This is a genomic window from Mycolicibacter heraklionensis (assembly GCF_019645815.1).
GTDB lineage: Bacteria > Actinomycetota > Actinomycetes > Mycobacteriales > Mycobacteriaceae > Mycobacterium > Mycobacterium heraklionense.
In genome coordinates, this window is sequence record NZ_CP080997.1 from 2166134 (window position 1) to 2189197 (window position 23064).

The 23064-nt window shown below is 67.5% G+C and carries 22 protein-coding genes; 11 read left to right on the plus strand and 11 right to left on the minus strand.

Annotated features, from left to right (window positions below):
• Positions 1-64 precede the first annotated feature (64 nt).
• Genes K3U94_RS10130 through K3U94_RS10145 form a run of 4 tightly spaced genes read left to right on the plus strand, consistent with a single transcriptional unit; the run spans position 65 to position 2560 of the window.
• Positions 65-259: a ubiquitin-like protein Pup gene (locus K3U94_RS10130; protein WP_024441366.1), complete on the plus strand. Its 195-nt coding sequence runs from the start codon at positions 65-67 to the stop codon at positions 257-259.
• Positions 256-1143, plus strand: coding sequence for a proteasome subunit beta (gene prcB, locus K3U94_RS10135; protein WP_220696378.1), 888 nt, complete (start codon positions 256-258; stop codon positions 1141-1143). The genes K3U94_RS10130 and prcB overlap by 4 nt, the downstream gene beginning before the upstream one ends.
• Positions 1140-1886, plus strand: a complete 747-nt coding sequence (prcA, locus tag K3U94_RS10140; protein ID WP_220696379.1) for a proteasome subunit alpha — start codon at positions 1140-1142, stop codon at positions 1884-1886. Before prcB ends, prcA begins: the two co-directional genes overlap by 4 nt.
• An 8-nt stretch (positions 1887-1894) precedes the next feature.
• Positions 1895-2560: a GntR family transcriptional regulator gene (locus K3U94_RS10145; RefSeq protein ID WP_047321362.1), complete on the plus strand. Its 666-nt coding sequence runs from the start codon at positions 1895-1897 to the stop codon at positions 2558-2560.
• Positions 2561-2580: 20 nt separating this feature from the next.
• Here the strand turns inward: K3U94_RS10145 and K3U94_RS10150 are convergent, their stop codons facing one another.
• The 3 genes from K3U94_RS10150 to K3U94_RS10160 form a co-directional block, all read right to left on the minus strand.
• Complete coding sequence (locus K3U94_RS10150) at positions 2581-2811, minus strand: DUF167 domain-containing protein (protein WP_047321363.1); 231 nt, start codon at positions 2809-2811, stop codon at positions 2581-2583.
• Between the two features lie 91 nt (positions 2812-2902).
• Positions 2903-4099 carry a lipid-transfer protein gene (locus tag K3U94_RS10155; protein ID WP_220696380.1) on the minus strand — a complete coding sequence of 399 codons (1197 nt, stop codon included), beginning with the start codon at positions 4097-4099 and terminating at the stop codon, positions 2903-2905.
• Positions 4092-4541 (minus strand): Zn-ribbon domain-containing OB-fold protein, encoded by a 450-nt coding sequence (locus tag K3U94_RS10160; protein ID WP_220696381.1) that lies wholly within the window; start codon positions 4539-4541, stop codon positions 4092-4094. Before K3U94_RS10160 ends, K3U94_RS10155 begins: the two co-directional genes overlap by 8 nt.
• A gap of 78 nt (positions 4542-4619) precedes the next feature.
• Between K3U94_RS10160 and polA the strand changes: the two genes are divergently transcribed.
• Together polA and K3U94_RS10170 are read left to right on the plus strand one after the other, a co-directional pair.
• Positions 4620-7334, plus strand: coding sequence for a DNA polymerase I (gene polA / locus K3U94_RS10165; RefSeq protein ID WP_220696382.1), 2715 nt, complete (start codon positions 4620-4622; stop codon positions 7332-7334).
• A 58-nt stretch (positions 7335-7392) separates the two neighbouring features.
• Positions 7393-8922, plus strand: a complete 1530-nt coding sequence (locus K3U94_RS10170) for an HNH endonuclease signature motif containing protein (RefSeq protein WP_220696383.1) — start codon at positions 7393-7395, stop codon at positions 8920-8922.
• A gap of 6 nt (positions 8923-8928) precedes the next feature.
• On the opposite strand, the gene K3U94_RS10175 is transcribed toward K3U94_RS10170, so the two are convergent.
• The 3 genes from K3U94_RS10175 to K3U94_RS10185 all read right to left on the minus strand — a co-directional run bounded on the left by K3U94_RS10175 (position 8929) and on the right by K3U94_RS10185 (position 11469).
• On the minus strand, positions 8929-9294 hold the full coding sequence (locus K3U94_RS10175; protein WP_220696384.1) for a nuclear transport factor 2 family protein: 366 nt from the start codon (positions 9292-9294) through the stop codon (positions 8929-8931).
• Positions 9295-9357: 63 nt separating this feature from the next.
• Positions 9358-10323 carry an NAD(P)H-dependent flavin oxidoreductase gene (locus K3U94_RS10180; protein WP_220696385.1) on the minus strand — a complete coding sequence of 322 codons (966 nt, stop codon included), beginning with the start codon at positions 10321-10323 and terminating at the stop codon, positions 9358-9360.
• Positions 10324-10341: 18 nt separating this feature from the next.
• Entirely contained in the window at positions 10342-11469 is a 1128-nt protein-coding gene (locus tag K3U94_RS10185; RefSeq protein WP_220696752.1) for a PrsW family intramembrane metalloprotease, read from the minus strand.
• 173 nt (positions 11470-11642) lie between these two features.
• Between K3U94_RS10185 and rpsA the strand changes: the two genes are divergently transcribed.
• Both rpsA and coaE read left to right on the plus strand, forming a co-directional pair.
• Complete coding sequence (rpsA, locus tag K3U94_RS10190; protein WP_047321004.1) at positions 11643-13082, plus strand: 30S ribosomal protein S1; 1440 nt, start codon at positions 11643-11645, stop codon at positions 13080-13082.
• A gap of 39 nt (positions 13083-13121) precedes the next feature.
• Positions 13122-14339, plus strand: coding sequence for a dephospho-CoA kinase (gene coaE, locus K3U94_RS10195; RefSeq protein ID WP_220696386.1), 1218 nt, complete (start codon positions 13122-13124; stop codon positions 14337-14339).
• Between the two features lie 16 nt (positions 14340-14355).
• Here the strand turns inward: coaE and K3U94_RS10200 are convergent, their stop codons facing one another.
• Entirely contained in the window at positions 14356-14796 is a 441-nt protein-coding gene (locus K3U94_RS10200; protein WP_052957025.1) for a hypothetical protein, read from the minus strand.
• Between the two features lie 10 nt (positions 14797-14806).
• Positions 14807-15310 (minus strand): ribonuclease FAU-1 family protein, encoded by a 504-nt coding sequence (locus tag K3U94_RS10205; protein ID WP_220696387.1) that lies wholly within the window; start codon positions 15308-15310, stop codon positions 14807-14809.
• Positions 15311-15356: 46 nt separating this feature from the next.
• On the opposite strand from K3U94_RS10205, the gene uvrB reads away from it, so the two are divergent.
• Both uvrB and K3U94_RS10215 read left to right on the plus strand, forming a co-directional pair.
• Entirely contained in the window at positions 15357-17537 is a 2181-nt protein-coding gene (gene uvrB / locus K3U94_RS10210) for an excinuclease ABC subunit UvrB (protein ID WP_220696388.1), read from the plus strand.
• Positions 17538-17596: 59 nt separating this feature from the next.
• A complete protein-coding gene (locus tag K3U94_RS10215) occupies positions 17597-19036 on the plus strand; it encodes an MFS transporter (RefSeq protein WP_220696389.1) in 1440 nt (479 codons plus the stop codon).
• On the opposite strand, the gene arsB is transcribed toward K3U94_RS10215, so the two are convergent.
• Positions 18988-20508 (minus strand): ACR3 family arsenite efflux transporter, encoded by a 1521-nt coding sequence (gene arsB / locus K3U94_RS10220; RefSeq protein WP_220696753.1) that lies wholly within the window; start codon positions 20506-20508, stop codon positions 18988-18990. The two genes, K3U94_RS10215 and arsB, sit on opposite strands and share 49 nt — an antisense overlap.
• Entirely contained in the window at positions 20508-20903 is a 396-nt protein-coding gene (locus tag K3U94_RS10225) for an ArsI/CadI family heavy metal resistance metalloenzyme (protein ID WP_220696390.1), read from the minus strand. Before K3U94_RS10225 ends, arsB begins: the two co-directional genes overlap by 1 nt.
• A 102-nt stretch (positions 20904-21005) precedes the next feature.
• On the opposite strand from K3U94_RS10225, the gene K3U94_RS10230 reads away from it, so the two are divergent.
• Positions 21006-21365 (plus strand): Rv2640c family ArsR-like transcriptional regulator, encoded by a 360-nt coding sequence (locus tag K3U94_RS10230; RefSeq protein ID WP_220696391.1) that lies wholly within the window; start codon positions 21006-21008, stop codon positions 21363-21365.
• Positions 21366-21368: 3 nt separating this feature from the next.
• On the opposite strand, the gene K3U94_RS10235 is transcribed toward K3U94_RS10230, so the two are convergent.
• Complete coding sequence (locus tag K3U94_RS10235) at positions 21369-22817, minus strand: glycosyltransferase family 39 protein (RefSeq protein ID WP_230987534.1); 1449 nt, start codon at positions 22815-22817, stop codon at positions 21369-21371.
• Positions 22818-23064 lie beyond the last annotated feature (247 nt).

A 23064-nucleotide genomic window follows, 5' to 3' on the forward strand; every position in this document is an offset into this window, starting at 1 on the left:
CCGACCGGTAGGGTGGAGAAACCGGCCGCGGTCATGCGCGGCCGATGAGATTCAGGAGGCAGCAATGGCTCAGGAGCAGACCAAGCGTGGCGGGGGCGGCGGAGACGACGACGATCTCACCGGCAGCACTGCGGCGGGCCAGGAACGCCGGGAGAAGCTCACCGAGGACACCGATGACCTGCTCGACGAGATCGACGACGTGCTGGAGGAGAACGCCGAAGACTTCGTGCGCGCGTACGTCCAAAAGGGCGGCCAGTGACCTGGTTGTCGCGTGATCGTCTGCCCCTCAACTCAGCAAACCCAGGAATCGCGCTCACCGGTGTAGGTCTGTCGTCGTTTTCGGAGTTCCTGCGGTTGCAGGCACCGGAGCTACTGCCGACCGGCGCGGGCGCCGCGCATTCCGGCGGGGCAGGTGAGCAATTGCCGCACGGCACCACCATCGTCGCGTTGAAGTACCCGGGAGGGGTCCTGATCGCCGGCGACCGGCGCTCAACACAGGGCAACATGATCGCGGGCCGTGATGTGCAGAAGGTGTACGTCACCGACGAGTACACCGCGACCGGCATCGCCGGCACCGCGGCGATCGCCGTCGAGTTCGCCCGGCTCTACGCGGTGGAACTGGAGCACTACGAGAAGCTCGAAGGTGTCCCGCTGACGTTCGCCGGCAAGGTCAACCGGCTGTCGACCATGGTGCGCGGCAATCTGGGCGCCGCGATGCAGGGCCTGGTGGCATTGCCACTGCTGGCCGGTTACGACATCGACGCCGACGACCCTCAGACCGCCGGGCGCATTGTGTCGTTCGACGCCGCCGGCGGCTGGAACATCGAAAGCGAGGGCTACCAGGCGGTGGGCTCGGGCTCGCTGTTCGCCAAGTCATCGATCAAGAAGCTTTACAGTCGGATCAGCGACGCCGACTCCGCGCTGCGAGTCGCCATCGAGGCGCTCTACGACGCCGCCGATGACGACTCCGCCACCGGCGGCCCCGATCTGGTGCGTGGCATCTACCCGACTGCGGTCACCATCGACGCCGACGGCGCCGTCGACGTCGCCGAGGAGCGGATCGCCGAATTGGCCCGTCTGGTGGTCGAGAGTCGAACTCGTGGAGGGGATTCGGCGTCGGAGACCAAGCGGGGTAAGAAATGAGCTTCCCGTACTTCATCTCGCCCGAGCAGGCGATGCGCGAGCGCAGCGAGCTCGCCCGCAAGGGCATCGCCCGCGGCCGCAGCGTGGTGGCCCTGGCCTACGCCGACGGCGTGCTGTTCGTCGCGGAAAACCCTTCGCGCTCTCTGCAGAAGATCAGCGAACTCTACGACCGAGTCGGTTTCGCAGCGGCGGGCCGGATCAACGAGTTCGAGAACCTTCGCCGCGGCGGTATTCAGTTCGCCGACACCCGCGGCTACGCCTATGACCGGCGTGACGTCACCGCGCGCCAGCTGGCCAACGTCTACGCCCAGACGCTGGGCACCATCTTCACCGAGCAGGCCAAGCCCTACGAGGTGGAGTTGTGCGTTGCCGGCGTCGCCTACCAGGGCCAGACGAAAGCGCCTGAGCTGTACCGGGTCACCTACGACGGGTCGATCACCGACGAGCCGCACTTCGTGGTGATGGGCGGCACCACCGAGCCGGTCACGAATGCGCTCAAGGAGTCCTACGCCGAGAACGCGGAGCTGGCTGACGCGCTGCACATCGCGGTCAACGCGCTCAAACAGACCGACACCGGCAACGGCGCCGAACCGCGTGATCTGGGGCCGGGCACCTTGGAGGTGGCCATCCTGGATGCCAACCGGCCCAAGCGCGCGTTTCGGCGGATCAACCGCGCCGCGTTGGAATCACTGCTGCCGCAAGCTGACTCGTCCGGGGAGGCGTCAGACGAGGCTTCTGGCTAGGCCCGCCTATGCCCAAGAAATACGGGGTCAAAGAGAAGGACCTGGTTGTCAACCACATCGTCGACCTGGTGCTGGCGGGGGAGCTGCGCACCGGCGACCGGATCAACCGCGATGCGATCGCGGGCGCTTTGGGGGTCAGCCGGCTGCCGGTTCAGCAGGCGATCGACCAACTCGAGCAGCAAGGAATGCTGGCCAGCGTTTATCACCGTGGCGTGTTTGTCAGCCGGTTTGATGAGGCCGTGGTTCGCGAACAGCACGAGTTGCACGGGACATTGAATGCGATTCCATCGGCGCGGGCGGCGGCGAGCCCAACGCCGCGTGTTCTCGCCGAACTCGATGCGGCGCTGCGGGAACTGCGCGGCCATAAGGCACCGGCGGGGTTTCACGACGCGGCCATCGAGTTTCGCCGGATCATCGTCGAGGAATACGCCGGCCCGCCACTGCAGGCGGCCATCAGCGCTTCACGGGTGTTCATGCCGCGCGGGTTCTGGACGAGCTACGTCAACGAACACGAAGAGTTTCTGCCCAGTTTTGAGGCCGAAGCCGCGGCGATCCGCCAGCGCGACCCGGAGGCCGCACGGGTGGCCTGTATGGACCGGGCCGAATTGCAGGCTCAGGTGGTGCTCGCCGAGTTGACCAGGCGTGGCGTGCTGAGCGAGTTGCGTTCTGGCTGAACTGGTTTCACCGGAGTTGGTTAGCGATCGATCCGGAAACGTTTGACGCGCGCACCCGCACCGGATGCCAGTTCGACACGGCTGCGCGGAACGCCGAAATGCTCTGCCAGAACACGGATGACGGCGGCGTTCGCCTTGCCGTCTACGGCGGGCTCGCGAACGTAGACGGTGAGCTGTCCGTCATCGTCGGTCTCGACCAGGGGACCTTTGCGGCTGCCCGGTTTGACCTTGACGACGACGGTTTCGGTCATCGCAACAGGATCCCAGTGCCGCGAGTGTGCGTAGCTGTACGGCTCAACTCGGCGTGTCGCCGTGCAGACACGCACTCTCGCGCCAAAAAAACTACCGGGCGACGATCACCGAGGAGCCGTGACCGAACAGACCCTGGTTGGCGGTCACGCCCACCGTGGCGCCCTCGACCTGCCGACCGGTGGCCTGCCCGCGCAGCTGCCAGGTCAACTCGCACACCTGGGCAATCGCCTGCGCCGGGATCGCCTCGCCGAAGCAGGCCAACCCGCCCGACGGGTTCACCGGCACCCGGCCGCCGATCGTGGTGGCGCCGCTGCGCAGCAGTTGCTCGCCCTCACCCTTGGCGCACAGCCCCAGGTGCTCGTACCAGTCGATCTCCAGCGCGGTCGACAGGTCGTAGACCTCGGCCAGGCTGACATCCTCGGGGCCGATCCCGGCCTCGGCGTAGGCGGCGTCCAGGATCTGGTCCTTGAACACCCGCTCCGGGGCCGCCACCACAGCGGTGGAATCGGTTGCGATGTCCGGCAGTTCGGGCAGGTGCTGGGGGTAGCGCGGGGTCACGGTGGACACCGCGCGCACCGACGGCACACCCTCGAGCGAACCCAGGTGTTTGCGGGCGAATTCCGCGCTGGCCACGATCAACGCGGCGGCACCGTCGGAGGTGGCGCAGATGTCGAGCTGGCGCAGCGGGTCGGAGACCACCGGGCTGGCCAGCACGTCTTCGACCGCGGATTCCTTGCGGTAGCGCGCATTCGGGTTGCTCAAGCCGTGCCGGGAGTTCTTCACCTTCACGCTCGCGAAGTCTTCGGAGGTGGCGCCGTAGAGGTCCATCCGGCGGCGCGCCAGCAGCGCGAAGTACACCGGGTTCATCGCCCCGATCAGGTGGAACCGCTGCCAGTCCGGGTCATTCTTGCGCTCACCGCCGACCGGGGCGAACGCGCCCTTGGGAGTGGTGTCGGCGCCGATCACCAGCGCCACGTCGCAGAAGCCGGCCAGGATCTGGGCCCGGGCGCTCTGCAGCGCCTGCGAGCCCGAGGCGCAGGCAGCATACGAGGACGACACCGGCACCCCGTTCCAGCCCAGCTTCTGGGCGAACGTCGAACCGGCGATGAAACCCGGGTAGCCGTTGCGGATGGTGTCCGCGCCGGCGATGAACTGGATCTGCTGCGCGTTCAGGCCGGCGTCGGCCAGCGCGGCGCGGGCGGCGACCACGCCGTACTCGGTGAAGTCGCGGCCCCACTTGCCCCACGGGTGCATGCCCGCACCCAGGATGTACAGCGGTTCAGGCATTGGAGTCCACCTTCTTCCACGCGTAGACGGTGCGCGTCACGCCGTCGTCGTCGGTGTAGAGCGGCATGGTGGTCAGCTCCATCTCCATGCCGACCTTCAAGTCCGCGGCCAGGGTGCCCTCGACGACCTTGCCCAGCACGATCAGGCCCTCGTCGGCCAACTCCACCGCGGCGATCGCGAACGGCTCGAACGGGTCGCTCGGCGGGTAGGGGGCCGGCGGCAGGTACCGGTTCTCGGTGTAGCTCCAGATCGTGCCGCGCCGCGACAGCGCGACCGGCTCCAACACGTCGCCGTCGCAGGCCGGGTTGGGGCAGTTGTTCTCACGCGGCGGGAACACGTAAGTGCCGCACTGCGGACACTTGGCGCCGATCAGGTGGGGGAGGCCGGCGTCGTCGGTGGCGAACCACCCGTCGATGGCTGGCTGCGAGGCTACATCTGGCACCCGGTCAGCGTACCCAACCGCGACCGTAAAACTGAAACGTGTTGCAATTCCACCGGCGCTGACGGGCGCCCGCCGGCGGTGCCTAGAGTTGGCCCTGTGAGTCAGACCAAACCGACGCTGCTGCTGCTGGACGGAAACTCGCTGGCGTACCGGGCCTTCTACGCGCTGCCCGCGGAGAATTTCAAGACGCGCAGCGGCCTGACCACCAACGCCGTCTACGGGTTCACCGCGATGCTCATCAACCTGCTGCGCGACGAGGCCCCCACCCACGTCGCCGCCGCGTTCGACGTGTCGCGGCAGACCTTCCGCTCCGAGCGCTTCCCGGAGTACAAGGCCACCCGCTCGACCACCCCCGATGAGTTCCGCGGCCAGATCGACATCACCAAGGAAGTCCTCGTCGCGCTGGGCATCACCACGCTGTCGGAGCCCGGTTATGAGGCCGACGACCTGATCGCCACGCTGGCCACCCAGGCCGACGCCGAGGGCTACCGGGTGCTGGTGGTCACCGGCGACCGCGACGCCCTGCAGCTGGTCAACGAGAACGTGACCGTGCTCTACCCGCGTAAGGGGGTCAGCGACCTGACCCGGTTCACCCCGGACGCGGTCGTCGAGAAGTACGGCCTGACTCCGGCGCAGTACCCGGACTTCGCGGCGCTGCGCGGCGACCCCAGCGACAACCTGCCGGGCATCCCCGGGGTGGGGGAGAAGACCGCCTCGAAGTGGATCACCGAGTACGGGTCGCTGCAGGGGCTGGTGGACCAGGTCGACACCGTCAAGGGCAAGGTCGGAGATGCGTTGCGCGCCAACCTGTCCACCGTGATCCTCAACCGCGAGCTGACCGACCTGGTCCGCAACGTGCCGCTGGCCCAGACGCCGGACACCCTGCGGCTGGTGCCGTGGGACCGTGAGCAGATCCATCAGCTCTTCGACGACCTCGAGTTCCGGGTGCTGCGCGACCGGCTGTTCGACACTCTGTCCACCGCAGGGGGCACGGTGCCCGAGGCCGAGGAAGGCTTCGAGGTGCGCGGCGCCGCCCTGGAGCCGGGCACGGTCGGGGCCTGGCTGGCCGAACACGCCGCCGACGGGCGTCGCACCGGGCTGGCCGTGATCGGCACCCACCGCAGTTTCGACAGCGACGCCACCGCACTGGCCCTGGCCTCGGCGGACGGCGATGGCGGCTATATCGACACCGCGACGCTCACCGCCGAGGACGACGCCGCGTTGGCCGCCTGGCTGGCCGACCCGGACAAGCCCAAGGCGCTGCACGAGGCCAAGCTGGCCATCCACGACCTGGCCGGGCGAGGCTGGACTCTGGACGGTGTCACCTGTGACACCGCCCTGGCCGCTTACCTGGTGCGGCCCGGTCAGCGCAGCTTCAGTCTCGACGACCTCTCGGTGCGCTACCTGCGCCGGGAACTGCGTGCCGAATCCGATGAGCAACAACAACTCTCGCTGCTGGATGACACCGAAGGCATCGACGACCAAGCGGTGCAGACCGCGATCCTGCGGGCCCGGGCCGTCGCCGACCTGGCCGACGCGCTGGATCTCGAACTGGCCCGCATCGACTCCTCCGGCCTGCTCGCCGACATCGAGCTGCCCCTGCAGCGGGTGCTGGCCGAGCTGGAGACCGCCGGGATCGGTGTGGACCTCGATCACCTGAGCCAGCTGCAGAGTCGGTTCGGTGACCAGATCCGCGACGCCGCCGAAGCCGCTTACGCGGTGATCGGCAAGCAGATCAACCTCGGATCACCCAAGCAGCTGCAGGTGGTGCTCTTCGACGAACTGGGCATGCCCAAGACCAAGAAGACCAAGACCGGCTACACCACCGATGCCGACGCGCTGCAGTCGCTGTTCGACAAGACCGGTCATCCGTTCCTGGAGCACCTGCTGACGCACCGCGACGTCACTCGCCTGAAGGTGACCGTCGACGGATTGCTGAAATCGGTTGCCTCCGACGGCCGAATCCACACCACGCTGAACCAGACGATCGCCGCGACCGGCCGGTTGTCGTCCACCGACCCGAACTTGCAGAACATCCCGATCCGCACCGACGCCGGACGCCAGATCCGCGACGCCTTCGTGGTGGGGGACGGCTACCCCGAGCTGATGACGGTCGACTACAGCCAGATCGAGATGCGCATCATGGCGCACCTGTCGGCCGACGAAGGCCTCATCGAAGCGTTCAACACCGGCGAAGACCTGCACTCGTTCGTCGGGTCGCGGGCGTTCTCGGTGCCGATCGACGAGGTGACCCCGGACATGCGGCGCCGCGTCAAGGCGATGTCGTACGGCCTGGCCTACGGGTTGAGCGCCTACGGGTTGGCCTCCCAGCTCAAGATCTCCACCGAAGAGGCCAAAGAGCAGATGGACGCCTACTTCGACCGGTTCGGCCGGGTGCGCGACTATCTGCACGAGGTCGTCGAGCAGGCCCGCAAGGACGGCTACACCTCGACGGTGCTGGGCCGGCGGCGCTACCTGCCGGAACTGGACAGCAGCAACCGCCAGGTCCGGGAGTCCGCCGAGCGGGCCGCGCTCAACGCGCCGATTCAGGGCAGCGCGGCCGACATCATCAAGGTCGCGATGATCAACGTCGACCGAGCCCTCAAGGCGTCTGGCCTGCGGTCGCGGATGTTGTTGCAGGTGCACGACGAATTGCTGTTCGAGGTGGCCGAGGGCGAACGCGAGCCGCTCGAGGCGCTGGTACGCGACAAGATGGGCAGCGCCTATCCGCTCAGCGTCCCGCTGGAGGTCGCGGTGGGTTACGGGCGTAGTTGGGACGCTGCCGCGCACTGACCCCTGCTCGCCTCGACACACCCGGTACGTGTCAGTGGATGCTGCTACAATCGAACGTATGTTCGAACAGTCGTCATCGAGGCTTCCCTCTGCGGAGTCGATCGCGCGGCTGTCTGAGCGCTTTGAGCGGCGGTATCCCTCGGTGACGCCGGAGTCGGCGGCGTTGGTGGATCGGGTCTGCGCGTCGGCGCGGGCGGAGAATCGGGCGGCAGCCGCGCACTTGGTGGCGATCGGGGAGTTGTTTGCGCTGCGGTTGAGTCGCTGTAGTGAAACCGAGGAGTGGGCGGTCGACACCGAGGCGGCAGTGGCTGCCGAGGTCGCCGCGGCGTTGCGGATCAGCCAAGGGCTGGCGGGCAGTCGGCTGCGGTATGCCCGGGCGATGCGCGAGCAGCTGCCGCAGGTGGCGCAGGTCTTTGCGGCCGGTGATATCGATCTGCGGTTGTTTCAGACGATGGTGTATCGCACCGGGTTGATCACCGACCGTGAGGTGTTGGCGGCCGTGGATGGGCAGTTGGCGGCGCAGGTGGTGCGCTGGCCGTCGCTGACGATGAGCCGGTTGGCGGGCAAGATCGACAAGATCGTGGCCAAAGCCGACGCCGATGCGGTGCGCCGCCGCAAGGAGCGGCAGGCCGAACGCGAGATCCTGTTCGGGGACTACGTCGAAGGCGGTCTCTCGGAGATCCAGGGCAGCTTGTTCAGCGTCGATGCGCGTGCAGTGGATAAGGCCTTGGATGCGTTGGCGGCCACGGTCTGTGAGCACGACCCACGGACCCGCGCGCAGCGGCGCGCCGATGCCATGGGGGCGTTGGCGGCGCGGGCCGATCGGCTGGGATGCCGCTGCGGCCGGTCCGACTGTGCGGCAGGTGGGCGCCCGGGCGCCTCGCCGGTGGTGATTCATGTGATCGCCCAGCAGGCCACCCTCGACGGCACCGGTGAGCAGCCGGGCTCCATGGTCGAGGCCGATGGACTCATCCCACCGGAACTGATCGCCGAACTCGCCAAATCGGCCCGGCTGGTGGCGTTGGTGCACCCCACCGACGCACCACCCGAGCCCGGGTATGTGCCCTCCAAAGCACTCGCGGATTTCGTCCGGTGCCGGGACCTGACGTGCCGCTGGCCGGGCTGTGACCGCCCAGCACTCGACTGCGACATCGACCACACCATTCCCCGCGGTGACGGCGGTGTCACCCATCCGTCGAACCTCAAATGCTATTGCCGCACCCATCATTTGGTGAAAACCTTCTGGGGCTGGCGCGATCAGCAACTGCCCGACGGCACGCTGATCCTGACCTCACCCTCCGGGCAGACCTACGTCACCACCCCGGGCAGCTCCCTGCTGTTCCCGCACCTGTGCGCACCCACCGGAAACCTGAAGCCACCTCAATGCCGCGACGAGGACCGCCGCGGTGACCGCACCGCGATGATGCCCCGCCGCCGACGCACCCGCGCCCAACACCGCGCCGCCCGCATCGCCACCGAACGCAATCACAACCGCAAGGCCCGCCAAGCCCGACGCGCCGCCCGCGACGCCATCTGGTTCCCGAAAGTAGCCCCCGGCATCGACCCCGACGACCCACCACCCTTCTAGCGGCGGTCAGGCGGCGGTCTGTTGGTGCAGCGTGAGCCGCCAGGCGTTGCCGCGCCGTGTGTAGACGCTGGTGACAAGGGCAACGTAGGTGGGCTGATCTCCGCGTTGCGAGGTCGAGCGATAGGTGACGATGCCAACATCGGGCACCGGCACAAGCACGTGGATATCGCTGAGCTCAAAGGACGACCACGCATCGCCGCCCATGGATGCGATGACGGCGTCGCGGTCAAAAATCGACATACCGCCTGGGAACACCATCGCGATGTCGTCGTCGAGAACGTGCCGGTAGAAGTCCGCAGCGGCTTCACCGCTCGTCGCGAGCGCCTCCCACCCGCGTTGTTCCAGTGCGATCAGTTCTTCCGAAGTCCCCATCAATCAGCCTCTCCGTCTGTATCGACGGTACTGAAAGTCCGGGTCGGACGGCCATCAAGGCCGCTACGAGCCGCGGTTCAGGATTCGGGTGGCGTCGTGCACCATCTGCGCCACGATGGCACCCGCCGGCACGACGTCGTGGATGAGGCCGACGGCCTCGCCGATCAGGATGTGCGCAATGTCGAAGTCCGCCGCGGCGAGCCCCGCCTGGAAGGCGGCGATGGCCTCGGGCAGGTTGGCCAGCAAGTGGCTCTCGTCGCCGTGCCAGCTCTGCAGGAACGCGTTGCGTAGCGCCCGCTCGTCGTAGTGGGCAGGCCAATCAAGCTGTCGCACAAGGTCGTAGACGCGGGTGCGAACGGTGTCCTCACCGCTGGCCCGGATGACGCGCTTGTGAGCGCTGGGCGACACGAGCGCCTCGCTGCAGGCCCAGAACCGAGTGCCGACCAAGACTCCGTCGGCACCGAGCGCCAGCGCCGCGGCCACCCCGCGGCCGTCGGCGATACCGCCCGCGGCCAGTACGAGAGTTTCCGGGGAGCTCTCCGCCACCAGGTCGACGACGGCCGGGACGAACGTGAGAGTCGAGAGGGTGGACATTCCGTGGCCGCCGGCCTCGGCGCCTTGGGCCACGATGACATTCGCTCCGGCCCGCAGCGCGGCAACTGCCTGCTCAAGGGTCTGCACCTGGCAGATGAGCGGAACCCCCGCGTCGCGGATGGCTTCGGCGAAGGGCTCGGGATCACCGAAGGACAGCATGATCGCCGCCGGGTGCCGGCTGAGTGCGAGGTCGAGAACCTCCGGCACGCGGGCCAGGCTCCAGGTGATGAAACCGCACCCGACGCGCGCGTCGCCGGCGGCATCGAATTCGCGCTGCACCCAGTCAGCGTCGCCGTAGCCCCCGCCGAGAAGACCGAGTCCACCGGCATGCGTGACCGCAGCGGCGAGCCGGCCGCCGGAAGCTTGCGCCATGGGCGCCAGCACGATCGGGTGTTCGATACCGAAGTAGTCGGTGAGGCGATTGCGCAGCGACATCGCGATGCCTCCCGAAGATCACCGCCGCGCCGGCACCGGCGAGTGATACCCCGCCATGGTGTAGAGCACCGGAGCGGCTGTGCGGGCGGCCACCACGCCGTAGGCGTCCTCCTGCTGCACCGCGAACACCTCGGGATCACCGAAGCCGCGGTCGATGCGATCCCGGATGAACGCCAGCTGGATCACCTGGGCGGCGAACTTCTTGACGGCCCGACCGGCGGGCCGGCCACCGATGCGCTTCGCCTCGCGGATCGCCAGCTTGCGGGCCCGGATCGAGCCCAGCCAGGACGCCTCATTGGGGGTGATCAGGCCACCCGCCACCGTCGCGGGCAGCTTCGAAGCGACCAGCTGCTGCTCGTGCCGGCGGCTCAGCATCCCCAGCACCACCATCAGCAGGAACACCGGGACCAACCAGAACACGTAGGTGACCAGGAAAAGTTGCCCGCCGCCCATCGCCAGCGAGGCGTTCCACGAGGCGTGCATCGCCACCGCCGCCAGATAGCCGAGCAGGATCACGAAGGCTTTCGACCAGAAGCCGTGCCGGCGCAATGCGAAGAACACCCCGATCCCGGTCATGGTGGTGAACAGCGGGTGGGCGAAGGGGCCGAAGATCAGCCGGGCGATGGCCACCGCGGCCATCTTGGCCGGTGAGTCGGCCGGCGCGATGTAGACGATGTCCTCCATCCAGGCGAAACCCACCGCCGTGATGCCCGCGTAGACCATGCAGTCGGTCAGCGAGTTGAGCGCCAGCCGCCGGCGCCCGGTCAGCATGATCAGCAGGAACAGGCCCTTCGCGGCCTCCTCGATGAACGGTGCCTGGATGGCTGCCATGTCGAAGGCCTTCGACACCAGCGGCCGCACGGTGGCCACCGATGACCCGAAGGTCTCCAGTGCCACCGCCAGCACCACGGCCACCGACGCTCCCCACAAGAACGCCAGTTGCAGCAGCCGGCGCGGCTCGGGCTCCCAACGGTCCAGCCAGCGGTAGCACAACAGCACCACCAGCATCGACATGCTCGCCAGTACCAGCGCGGTCAGCGTCCCGCCCGGGTTCGCCGCGGTGAACAGCAGCAACAGGAACACGGTGAGAATGGCGAGCAGGACGATCACGATGAGCGGCGCTCCGACTCTCCGCCGGTTCCGCATCTGAGGCATAGCGAGGGAGCGTAGCCACCGGTTTGTCCAGCGTGCAACGCGTCGAGTAGCCTCAACAGGTAGTCCTCGACTAGTCCTAGGCCAGATCGCGGGCCACCGCATGCGCAGCATGCGTGATAGCACCCCGTCCCTACTACGTCACAATGTCCGGAGCAACCCAACACATGCCAAGTCCCACCGTCACCTCGCCGCAAGTAGCCGTCAACGACATCGGCTCGGCCGAGGACTTTCTCGCCGCCATCGACAAAACGATCAAGTACTTCAACGATGGCGACATCGTGGAAGGGACGATCGTCAAGGTTGACCGGGACGAGGTCCTGCTCGACATCGGTTACAAGACCGAAGGGGTCATCCCCTCCCGCGAACTGTCCATCAAGCACGACGTCGACCCCCACGAGGTGGTGTCCGTCGGTGATGAGGTCGAGGCCCTGGTCCTGACCAAAGAGGACAAAGAGGGTCGTCTGATCCTGTCCAAGAAGCGCGCCCAGTACGAGCGCGCCTGGGGCACGATCGAAGAGCTCAAGGAGAAGGACGAGGCCGTCAAGGGCACCGTCATCGAGGTCGTCAAGGGCGGCCTGATCCTCGACATCGGGCTGCGCGGCTTCCTGCCGGCCTCGCTGGTGGAGATGCGCCGGGTCCGCGACCTGCAGCCCTACATCGGCAAAGAGATCGAAGCCAAGATCATCGAGCTGGACAAGAACCGCAACAACGTGGTGCTGTCGCGTCGCGCCTGGCTGGAGCAGACCCAGTCCGAGGTGCGCAGCGAGTTCCTCAACCAGCTGCAGAAGGGCGCCGTCCGCAAGGGCGTCGTCTCCTCGATCGTCAACTTCGGCGCCTTCGTCGACCTGGGCGGCGTGGACGGCCTGGTGCACGTCTCCGAGCTGTCCTGGAAGCACATCGACCACCCGTCCGAGGTCGTCCAGGTGGGCGACGAGGTCACCGTCGAGGTGCTCGACGTCGACATGGACCGCGAGCGGGTTTCGCTGTCGCTCAAGGCCACCCAGGAAGACCCGTGGCGCCACTTCGCCCGCACCCACGCGATCGGTCAGATCGTCCCGGGCAAGGTCACCAAGCTGGTGCCGTTCGGTGCGTTCGTCCGTGTCGAGGAGGGCATCGAGGGTCTGGTGCACATCTCCGAGCTGGCTGAGCACCACGTCGAGGTCCCGGACCAGGTGGTCGCGGTCGGCGACGACGCCATGGTCAAGGTCATCGACATCGACCTGGACCGCCGCCGGATCTCGCTGAGCCTCAAGCAGGCCAACGAGGACTACACCGAGGAGTTCGACCCCTCGAAGTACGGCATGGCCGACAGCTACGACGAGCAGGGCAACTACATCTTCCCCGAGGGCTTCGACGCCGAGACCAACGAGTGGATCGACGGTTTCGACAAGCAGCGCACCGAGTGGGAGGCCCGCTACGCCGAGGCCGAGCGCCGGCACAAGATGCACACCGCGCAGATGGAGAAGTTCGCCGCTGCCGAGCAGGCCGAGCCGCGCTCAGGTGCCAACGGTTCGCACCGCGACGAGGCTCCGGCCGGTGGTTCGCTGGCCAGCGACGAGCAGCTCGCCGCGCTGCGGGAGAAGCTCGCCGGTAACAGCGCGTAGTAGCGTCTGGGCGCTCGAAGGGGCTTTGAAGGGGCGCAGATGCTGCGTATCGGTCTGACCGGCGGTATCGGCGCCGGGAAGTCGACGGTGTCGGCTACCTTCAGCCGGTGCGGTGGCGTCATCGTCGACGGTGATGTCATCGCCCGCGAAGTCGTGGAGCCCGGTACCGAAGGCCTCGCCAAATTGGTCGAGGCCTTCGGGCCGGGGATCTTGTTGCCGGACGGGGCACTGGACCGTCCGGCGCTGGCCGCGATCGCTTTCAGCGACGACGACAAGCGGGCAACGCTCAACGGCATCGTGCATCCGCTGGTGGCGCACCGCCGTGCTGAGCTGATCGCAGCGGCCGGTGACGAAGCGGTGATCGTCGAGGACATCCCGCTGCTGGTCGAGTCTCAGATGGCGCCGCTTTTCCCGCTGGTGGTCGTGGTGCACGCCGAGATAGAAACCCGAGTAGCTCGGCTGCGTGAATACCGCGGTATGTCGGAGGACGACGCGCGAGCCAGGATTGCCGCGCAGGCCACCGAGCCGCAGCGACGCGACGTCGCCGACGTCTGGCTGGACAATTCCGGCAACCCGGATGAGCTGTCGAAGCAGGCCCTTGAGCTGTGGCACCAGCGCATCCTGCCGTTCGCGCACAACCTCACCACGCGCCAGACGGTGCCGTCCCCGACGCAGCTGATGCCGGCCGATCCGACCTGGCCGGATCAGGCGCAGCGAATCTTGGCCCGGGTGCGCACCGCCTGTGGGCACCGGGCCACCCGCGTTGATCACATCGGCTCCACGGCGGTGCCCGGACTGGACGCCAAGGATGTCATCGATGTCCAGGTCACGGTCGAATCCCTCGCGGTGGCCGACGAACTCGCCGAATCCCTGCTGCGCGCCGGCTACCCCCGGGTGGAGGCGATCACCACCGACAACGGAAAGCCCAACGCCCGCAGCACCGTCGACGAGTTCGATCACGCGGCAGACCCGGCGTTGTGGCAGAAGCGGATTCACGCCTCCGCCGACCCGGGCCGGGCCACCAACGTCCACATCCGAGTGGCCGGTTGGCCCAATCAGCAGTTCGCCCTGCTGTTCCCGGCCTGGCTGTCCGCCGACGCCGAGGCCCGGACCGAGTACCTGGGCGTCAAACGCGACGCGGAACGTGCGGGGGCGCACGGTGGCATCGCGGCGTATGCCGAGGTCAAGGAACCCTGGTTCGACGCCGCCTACCGGCAGGCATGGGCCTGGGCCGATCGCACCGGGTGGCGGCCTTAGCTGCGTTAAAGCCTGATCAGGCCATGCTGCTGATCAGCGCGCCGCACAGCATCGCGCCGGTGTGGGGGTCATTGGTGTTGCCCCAGGTGTTGATGAAGCGCTCGCTCTTGACGGTGGTGACGTCGTCGACCTTGATCTCGCAGTGCACGGTTGCGGTGGTCGGGAAGCGCAGCCGGATCACCATGCCGGCCTTGCTGGGGTCGGACATCACGGTGTTGGCCTCGAACGGGGTGCCGAACGCGTCGAGGTCCGCGCTGGCGGTCTCGTAGTCGTTGCGCATGAAGGTCACCACGTTGCCGCTGGACCAGGCGTCGACCTTCGCGATGTAGGTCACGTTGTGCAGCTCGGTGGTGGTGTCGTTGTCATCGGCCCCCGCCGGCGCCGGGATCAGCTGACCGCACCCGAGTACGGCTGCGGTGGTGGCAGCGGCGACACCGATTCGCAGTTTGGCGTTCATATCAGCGAGATTACCCGGCCCAGGAGAGTTGCATTCCGAGGTCGGCCAGCCAGCGGTGCAGGTCGTAGCCGTTGCGGGCCAGGCCGTCCACGGCGTTCACCGCGCGCAGCACCGCCTGCTCGGCGTCATGCTGACTCAGCAGACCCTCGGCGACGGCGGCCATCAGCTCGTCGGTGTCGGTGAGCTCGACGCTGGACCCGGTGCGGACCACCAGGTCCAGGTAGTGGTCCCGGGAGTGCCAGCGCTCCGGTCCCGCGGTGTACTCGCCGACGTCGAGGTAGAAGTCCTGGTCGCGCTCGTGTCCGGGGTTGAAGTGGAAGATGCTCGCCCGCAGACCCAGCGACGGCAGCAGCCAGGACTCCAGGTAGTGGAATTGGGCCCGCCCCGGGGTGGGGCGGGCCAGGTAGAGGCCCCAGGGATGCACCTCGTAGACGTCGACGGCGCGCACCACCCCTTTGGGGTCGGTGTTGGTGTAGCCGTGCAGGTCGAAGGTCTCTTCCTTGGGTGGGTGCACCACTGACCGCCTCTCCCTGTCGGCTCCCCGGCCTACTCTGGTTTCCGTGGCCTTCGCAACGGAACACCCCATCGTCGCGCATTCGGAGTACCGACCCGCCGCTGACGCCGTCGAGGGCATCGTCCGCGCCGGCGGCCGGTTCGACGTCGTCAGCGACTACCAGCCGGCCGGCGACCAGCCGACCGCCATTGCCGAACTGGAACGCCGCATCACCTCGGGGGAGAAGGACGTGGTGCTGCTCGGCGCCACCGGCACCGGCAAGTCGGCCACCGCGGCCTGGCTGATCGAGCGGCTGCAGCGGCCCACCCTGGTGATGGCGCCGAACAAGACGCTGGCCGCGCAGCTGGCAAACGAGCTACGAGAGATGCTGCCGCACAACGCAGTCGAGTATTTCGTCTCGTACTACGACTACTACCAGCCGGAAGCCTATATCGCGCAGACCGACACCTACATCGAGAAGGACAGCTCGATCAACGACGACGTCGAGCGGCTGCGTCATTCGGCGACCTCCAGCCTGCTGTCCCGGCGTGACGTGGTGGTGGTCGCGTCGGTGTCCTGCATCTACGGCCTGGGCACCCCGCAGTCCTACCTGGACCGCTCCGTCGAGCTGCAGGTCGGCGTGGAGGTGCCGCGCGACGCCCTGCTGCGGCTGCTGGTCGACGTGCAGTACACCCGCAACGACATGGCGTTCACCCGCGGCTCGTTCCGGGTGCGCGGCGACACCGTCGAGATCATCCCGTCCTACGAGGAGCTGGCGGTCCGCATCGAGTACTTCGGCGACGAGATCGAGGCGCTGTACTACCTGCATCCGCTCACCGGGGACGTGGTCCGCAAGGTCGATTCGCTCCGCATCTTCCCGGCCACCCACTACGTCGCCGGTCCGGAACGGATGACGCAGGCCATCTCCACCATCGAGGAGGAGCTGGCCGCCCGCCTCGAAGAGCTGGAGAACCACGGCAAGCTGCTGGAAGCCCAGCGGCTGCGGATGCGCACCAACTACGACATCGAGATGATGCGTCAGGTCGGCTTCTGCTCGGGCATCGAGAACTATTCGCGCCACATCGACGGTCGCGGCGCCGGCACGCCCCCGGCCACCCTGCTGGATTACTTCCCCGAGGACTTCCTGCTCATCATCGACGAGTCGCACGTCACCGTGCCGCAGATCGGGGGCATGTACGAGGGCGACATGTCGCGCAAACGCAACCTGGTGGAGTTCGGGTTCCGGTTGCCGTCGGCCTGCGACAACCGGCCGCTGACCTGGGAGGAGTTCGCCGACCGGATCGGCCAGACGGTCTACATGTCGGCCACTCCGGGCCCCTATGAGCTCAGCCAGGCCGGCGGCGAGTTCGTCGAGCAGGTGATCCGCCCGACCGGCCTGGTGGACCCCAAGGTGGTGGTGAAGCCGACCAAGGGCCAGATCGACGACCTGATCGCCGAGATCCGGCAGCGCACCGCGGCCGACGAGCGGGTGCTGGTGACCACGCTGACCAAGAAAATGGCCGAAGACCTCACCGACTACCTGCTGGAGATGGGGATTCGGGTGCGCTACCTGCACTCCGAGGTCGACACGCTGCGCCGGGTGGAGCTGCTGCGGCAGCTGCGGCTCGGCGACTACGACGTGCTGATCGGCATCAACCTGCTGCGGGAGGGCCTGGACCTGCCCGAGGTGTCGCTGGTGGCGATCCTGGACGCCGACAAGGAGGGCTTCCTGCGCTCCACCCGCAGCCTGATCCAGACCATCGGCCGGGCCGCCCGCAACGTCTCCGGCGAAGTGCACATGTACGCCGACAAGATCACCGACTCGATGCGGGAGGCCATCGACGAAACCGAACGCCGCCGGGCCAAGCAGGTCGCCTACAACGAGGCGAACGGCATCGACCCGCAGCCGCTGCGCAAGAAGATCGCCGACATCCTCGACCAGGTGTACCGGGAGGTGGAGGACACCGAAACCATCGAGGTCGCCGGGTCGGGCCGCAACGCTTCACGCGGGCGGCGCGCCCAGGGGGCACCGGGCCGGGCAGGCCAATCCGTGAGCGCCGGGGTCTTCGAGGGCCGCGACACCAGCAACATGCCGCGAGCCGAGCTCGCCGATCTGGTCAAGGACCTCACCGAGCAGATGATGAACGCGGCGCGTGATCTGCAATTCGAGCTGGCGGCCCGGATTCGCGACGAGATCGCCGACCTCAAGAAGGAACTGCGGGGTATGGACGCGGCCGGAATCAAGTGACGCGCCAGGCAGCCGATCCATTTTCGCGTGTGATGGTGATCCGTGATTGACTGCAAGCGGTGGTGGAACTGACTGAAGCGGTGGTGCATGAGCCCGCTGTTAGCACTGGCAGCTGGCGTGAGCTGCTCGGTAAGCGCTATCTGGGCACCGCGGCCGTGCTGGCCGGTGGTGTGGCGCTGTACGCCACCAATGAGTTCCTGACGATCAGCCTGCTGCCCAACACGATCAAGGACATCGGCGGTGAGCGGTTTTACGCCTGGGTGACCACCCTGTACCTGGTCGGATCCGTGATCGCCGCAGCCGCGGCCAACGCGGTGCTGGTCCGGGTGGGGTCCCGCGCGGCCTACCTGATGGGTCTGCTGTCGTTCGGCCTGGGCACGGTGCTCTGTGCGCTGGCGCCCGAGATGGAAGTTCTGCTGGTCGGTCGCACCCTGCAGGGCATAGGCGGCGGCCTGTTGGCCGGGCTGGGGTGGGCGCTGATCAACGCGGTCCTACCCAGCTGGTTGTGGACCCGGGCGTCGGGACTGGTCTCGGCCATGTGGGGGATCGGCACCCTGGTTGGCCCGGCGGCCGGCGGCCTGTTCGCGCAGTTCGGTATCTGGCGGTGGGCGTTCGGTGTCATGGCGATGCTGACCGTGGCGATGGGCGTGGCAGTGAGCGTGGTGCTGCCGGCCGGGACCAGCGGGCACCGCGGCGAGCCGATGAAGATCCCGGTGCGGTCGCTGCTGCTGCTGGGCGGCGCCGCGCTGGCGGTCAGTGTCGCGCAGTTGCCGCGCAGTCTCGTCGGTGCGGCAGGTCTGCTGGTCGCGGGCGCCATCCTGCTGGGGCTGTTCCTGGTCGTGGACCGGCGCTCGTCGTCGGCGGTGCTGCCGTCCAGCGCGTTCCACCCGGGCCGGGAGAAGTGGATCTACCTGACGCTGGGCCTGCTGATGGCCACCACGAAGGCCAACCTGTACATCCCGCTGCTCGGGCAGCGGCTGGCTCACCTGCCGCCGGTGATGGCCGGCTTCCTGGGCGCCGCGCTGTCGACCGGCTGGACGTTCAGCGAGATCGCCAGCGCGTCGGTGAGCAAGGTGCGAGTGGTCATCGGCCTGGTGATCAGCGCGCCGCTGGTGATGTCGGCGGGTCTGGCGGTGGTCGCGTTCGCCCGGATGAGCCATTACAACCCGACCGCGGTCGCCGCGATCTGGGCGCTGGCACTGCTGGTCGTGGGTATCGGCGTCGGCGCCGGCTGGCCGCACCTGTCGGCGTGGGCGATGAGCTGCGTCGACGATCCGGCCGAGGGCGGTACCGCCGCCGCTGCGGTCAACACCGTCACGTTGATCGGCGGGGCGTTCGGCGCCGGCATCGCCGGCCTGGTGGTCAACACCGCGATGAGCGCCGGCCAGCCCGCGGCCCGCTGGCTGTTCGCGATCTTCGCCGTGCTCGCCGCCCTGGGATTCGTGGTCGCCTATCGGGCCAGCCGGGGTGCCGGCGAACTCGTCGGCGGCACCGCCTGACGCGGTGCCACACCTGGCAAGAGTTCGGCGATGAGCGTGTTGACGTAGTTGGCGATGTCGTCGCGGATGGCGCGGACAGTGTCGAGGGGCTGACCGGCCGGATCATCGAGTTTCCAGTCGCGGTAGGTCACGCCCGGGAAGTAGGGACAGGTGTCACCGCAGCCCATGGTGATGACGACGTCGCTGGACTCGACGGCGTCGGCGGTGAGGACCTTGGGTGTGCTGGTGGTGAGGTCGATTCCGATTTCGGCCATGGCAGCAACGGCGCCGGGGTTGAGCTGGTCGGCGGGTTCAGTACCGGCGGAACGAACCTCGATGCGGTCTCCGGCGAGATGGCGCAGCAGTGCCGCGGCCATTTGTGACCGACCGGCGTTGTGCACGCAGACGAACAACACGCTGGGTCTGGTGGCTGCGGTGAAGCGGGACCGCAGGGCCAGCGACGCGTAGACCAGACCGACCAGGACGGGCACCTCGATCAGGGGCCCGACCACCCCGGCGAGTGCCTGTCCACTGGCGGCGCCCCACGTAGCGATCGCCACCGCGATGGCGAGTTCGAAATTGTTGCCCGCGGCGGTGAACGCCAAGGTGGTGGTGCGCGCATAGCCCAGGCCGAGAGCGGCCCCGACGAGGTAGCCGCCACCCCACATGACCGCGAAATAGGCCAGCAGCGGGATCGCGATACGGATCACGTCGACGGGGTGGCGGGTGATCTGATCGCCTTGTAACGCGAAAAGGATGACGATCGTGCCGAGCAGGCCGTACAGCGCCCAGGGTCCGATCCGCGGCAACAGCCGGCTTTCATACCAGTCGCGGCCCTTGGTGCGTTCGGCCCAGCGGCGAGTCAAGAAGCCGGCGGCCAGCGGTATGCCGAGGAAGATGGCCACGGACTTGGCGATCTGCCACGGAGAGACCGCGATGCTTGTCTGGGGCAGTCCCACCCAGCCGGGCAGCACGGAAAGGTAGAACCAGCCCAGCACGGCGAACATCACGACTTGGAAGATCGAGTTGAGCGCGACGAGGACGGCGGCGGCTTCGCGGTCCCCGCAGGCCAGGTCGTTCCAGATGATGACCATCGCGATACAGCGGGCCAACCCGACCACGATGAGCCCGGTGCGGTATTCGGGCAGATCGGCCAGCAGCAGCCATGCCAGGGCGAACATCACCGCTGGACCGACAACCCAGTTGAGCAGTAGCGAGCTGACCAGCAGTCGCCGGTCGGAGGTGACGGTGTCGAGCCGGTCGTAGCGGACCTTGGCCAGCACGGGATACATCATGATCAGCAGCCCGACCGCGATCGGCAGTGAGATCCTGTCGATCTGCACCGCGCTGAGGTCGTCACCCAGGCCCGGGATCATCCGTCCCAAGATCAGGCCGGCGGCCATGGCCAGTCCGATCCAGAACGGCAGCAATCGGTTCAGGGTGGACAGCCGAGTGGTCGCGGCCGAGTGCATTGCCGTGGCGTCGTCGACCATCAGCAGCACGAGGCCGGGGCTGCGGCAGAGTCGGTATCGGCGATCTTGGTGTAGACCTCCCAGCGTTCTCGGTCCGGGCCGCTGACCCAGACCTTGTCCTGAGTGGCGTAGCAGCAGGTGGTGCCCATCTCCTCCTCGGTCAACAGGCCCGATTCGCTCAGGCGGGTGATCTCCTCGTGGACGATCTCGCTCGAGGGCACCTCGATGCCGAGGTGGTTCAGCGTCCCGCCGTGGCCCGGACTTTCCAGCAGCACCAGCTTCAGCGGCGGGTCGGCGATCGCGAAATTGGCGTAGCCGGGTTTGACCTTGGCCGGCTCGGTACCGAACAGCCGGGAGTAGAACGCGATTGCGGCATCGAGGTCGTCGACGTTGAGTGCGAGTTGTACGCGGGACATGGCAACCACCTCCGGTTGTAAGACATATGTCGAACTAGCGATCCCGGGGTCAGCCTGCCCGCCATTTCGATATATGTCAATGAAGTATGTCAGTATGGATGCATGCCGAAAGCGTTGCCGGTGATCGACACGACCGCGCCGGTGTGTTGCGCCCCGGTTGCCGCAGGGCCCATGACTGACACCGATGCATTGCAGATCGCTTTGCGGCTCAAGGCGTTAGCGGATCCGGTTCGGGTCAAGATCGTGTCGTATCTGTTCAGCTCGACCGCCGGAGAGGAGAAGTCCGGCGACCTGGCCACGGTCCTGGGCTTGAGTGAATCCACGGTCAGCCACCACCTGACGCAGCTGCGTAAGGCCGGTTTTGTGGTGTCGGACCGGCGGGGGATGAACATGTTTCACCGGGTGCGGCCGGATGCCTTGCAGGCTTTGTGCGCGGCCCTGGACCCCAACTGCTGCATCTAGTGGTTACCGGCTGGCTTTGATCACCTGGGCGAAGGTGAACTGCCAGCGTTCCACGGCGTAGAAGCGCAGCGCGTGCAGCATCTGACCGTCGGGTGTGCGGGCGAACCGGGTGCCCACCGGCAGCGCCGCTGCCGCCTGATGGGCCGGCAGGCTGCGGTCGTGATCGGTGATCGCCCAGATCGTCGGGCAGCGGTCGAACTGGTCCTTCAGTGCCGACACCGACAGGTGTCCGTCCCACAGTTGCCCCAAAGTTTGGCGGTGCGGGCCGAGGCCGGGGTCGGTCAGCTTCGCGAACGCCTCGGGGCGCGCCGCGGTCAGCGCCCGGATCGGGCCGGGTAGCCACCTGGTGGTGTTGTCGATCAGCAGGCAGTCGCCGGGCTGGGCGTGCGCGACGATCACGTCGGCCACCGCGCTGTAGTCCCAGCCCTTCTCCTTGGTGTAGCGATCGCGTTGATTGGCAATGTAATTGGGCACTGCCGCGATCGCCAGCAGTGCGACGACGCCGATGACGGCGCGGCGCGAACCAACGATTGTGGTGACCGCGATCGCCAGCGCGATCGCCATCGCCGGAGCGGTGCTGATCAAATACCGCGGGTAGTAAACGGGTTTCACCAGCACCGAATAGGCCAGCGTGGCCACGGTGGGAATGAGGATCCAGGCCACGCACAGCACCACCAGCCGTCGTGCGTCGTCGTCAGGGGCCCGGCGGGTGCCGGTCCGAACGGACACGACGGCGGCGGCGAGCACCAGCCAGGCCAGGATTGCGAACGGCACACTGTTGTCGAAGTACTGCTGCTCGACGATTTCGATGACGGTGTGCGGGCTCAACGGCCGGATCCAGGCGACCTGCCGGATCTGCCCCTGGCTGAACCAGAGGAACGGGGCCAGCGCGGCCAACGCGATACCGGCCGCCGTTGCCCATCTCCGCCTCGCCGAACCCTCGCCCCCCACCGCACGCAGCGCCACCGCGTGTACCGCCACCATCAGCACGGTGAAGGTGTTCAGCAGCGTCGCCGCCACGAGCGCCACGCCGTAGCCCGTCCACAGTCGCACGGTGTTGCGCCGGGCCGCGGTCACCCACAGCACGGTGAGCCAGACCGCGGCCATCGCCGAGAACGCATAGGGGCGTGCCTCGACGCCGGCCCATGTCATCCTCGGCAATATCGCGTAAAGCGCACCGGCGCAGACCGATACCTGTCGGCCGGTGAACCCGCGTGCCAGCACCACCACACCGGCGGCCCCTAGCCCGACTGCCAGACTGCTCGGCACCCGCGACCAGAATTCGGTCGCGGGGAAGACGGCAAACCAGCCGTGCATGAATAGGTAATACAGCCCGTGCACCGCGTCGATGTGGGTGAGCAATCGCCACAGTTCCGGAAGTGAGCGGTGCGTCGACGCCGAAATGGTGGCTGCCTCGTCGAACCACAGAGACGGCCGGCTCGCACCGATCACGCTGATCAACGTTGCCGCTACGGCGATTACGGCCGCGTCCGGTGAGGGCGGCGGGCGGGGTGGCGGGCCCGCATCCGTACGCACCGGGGCCGGGCTCAATACCTGGCTCAACGGCGTGTGCTGTGGGTAAGTCCCCTGGGGTGGTGGGGTTTCGGGAGGCGGTCCGGCCAGGGTTGAAGGTCCCGGGTGTGTCGGTGCCGGTGTTGGGGTGGGCCATCGCGTAGTGATCGGTGAGTTACCTACCAAG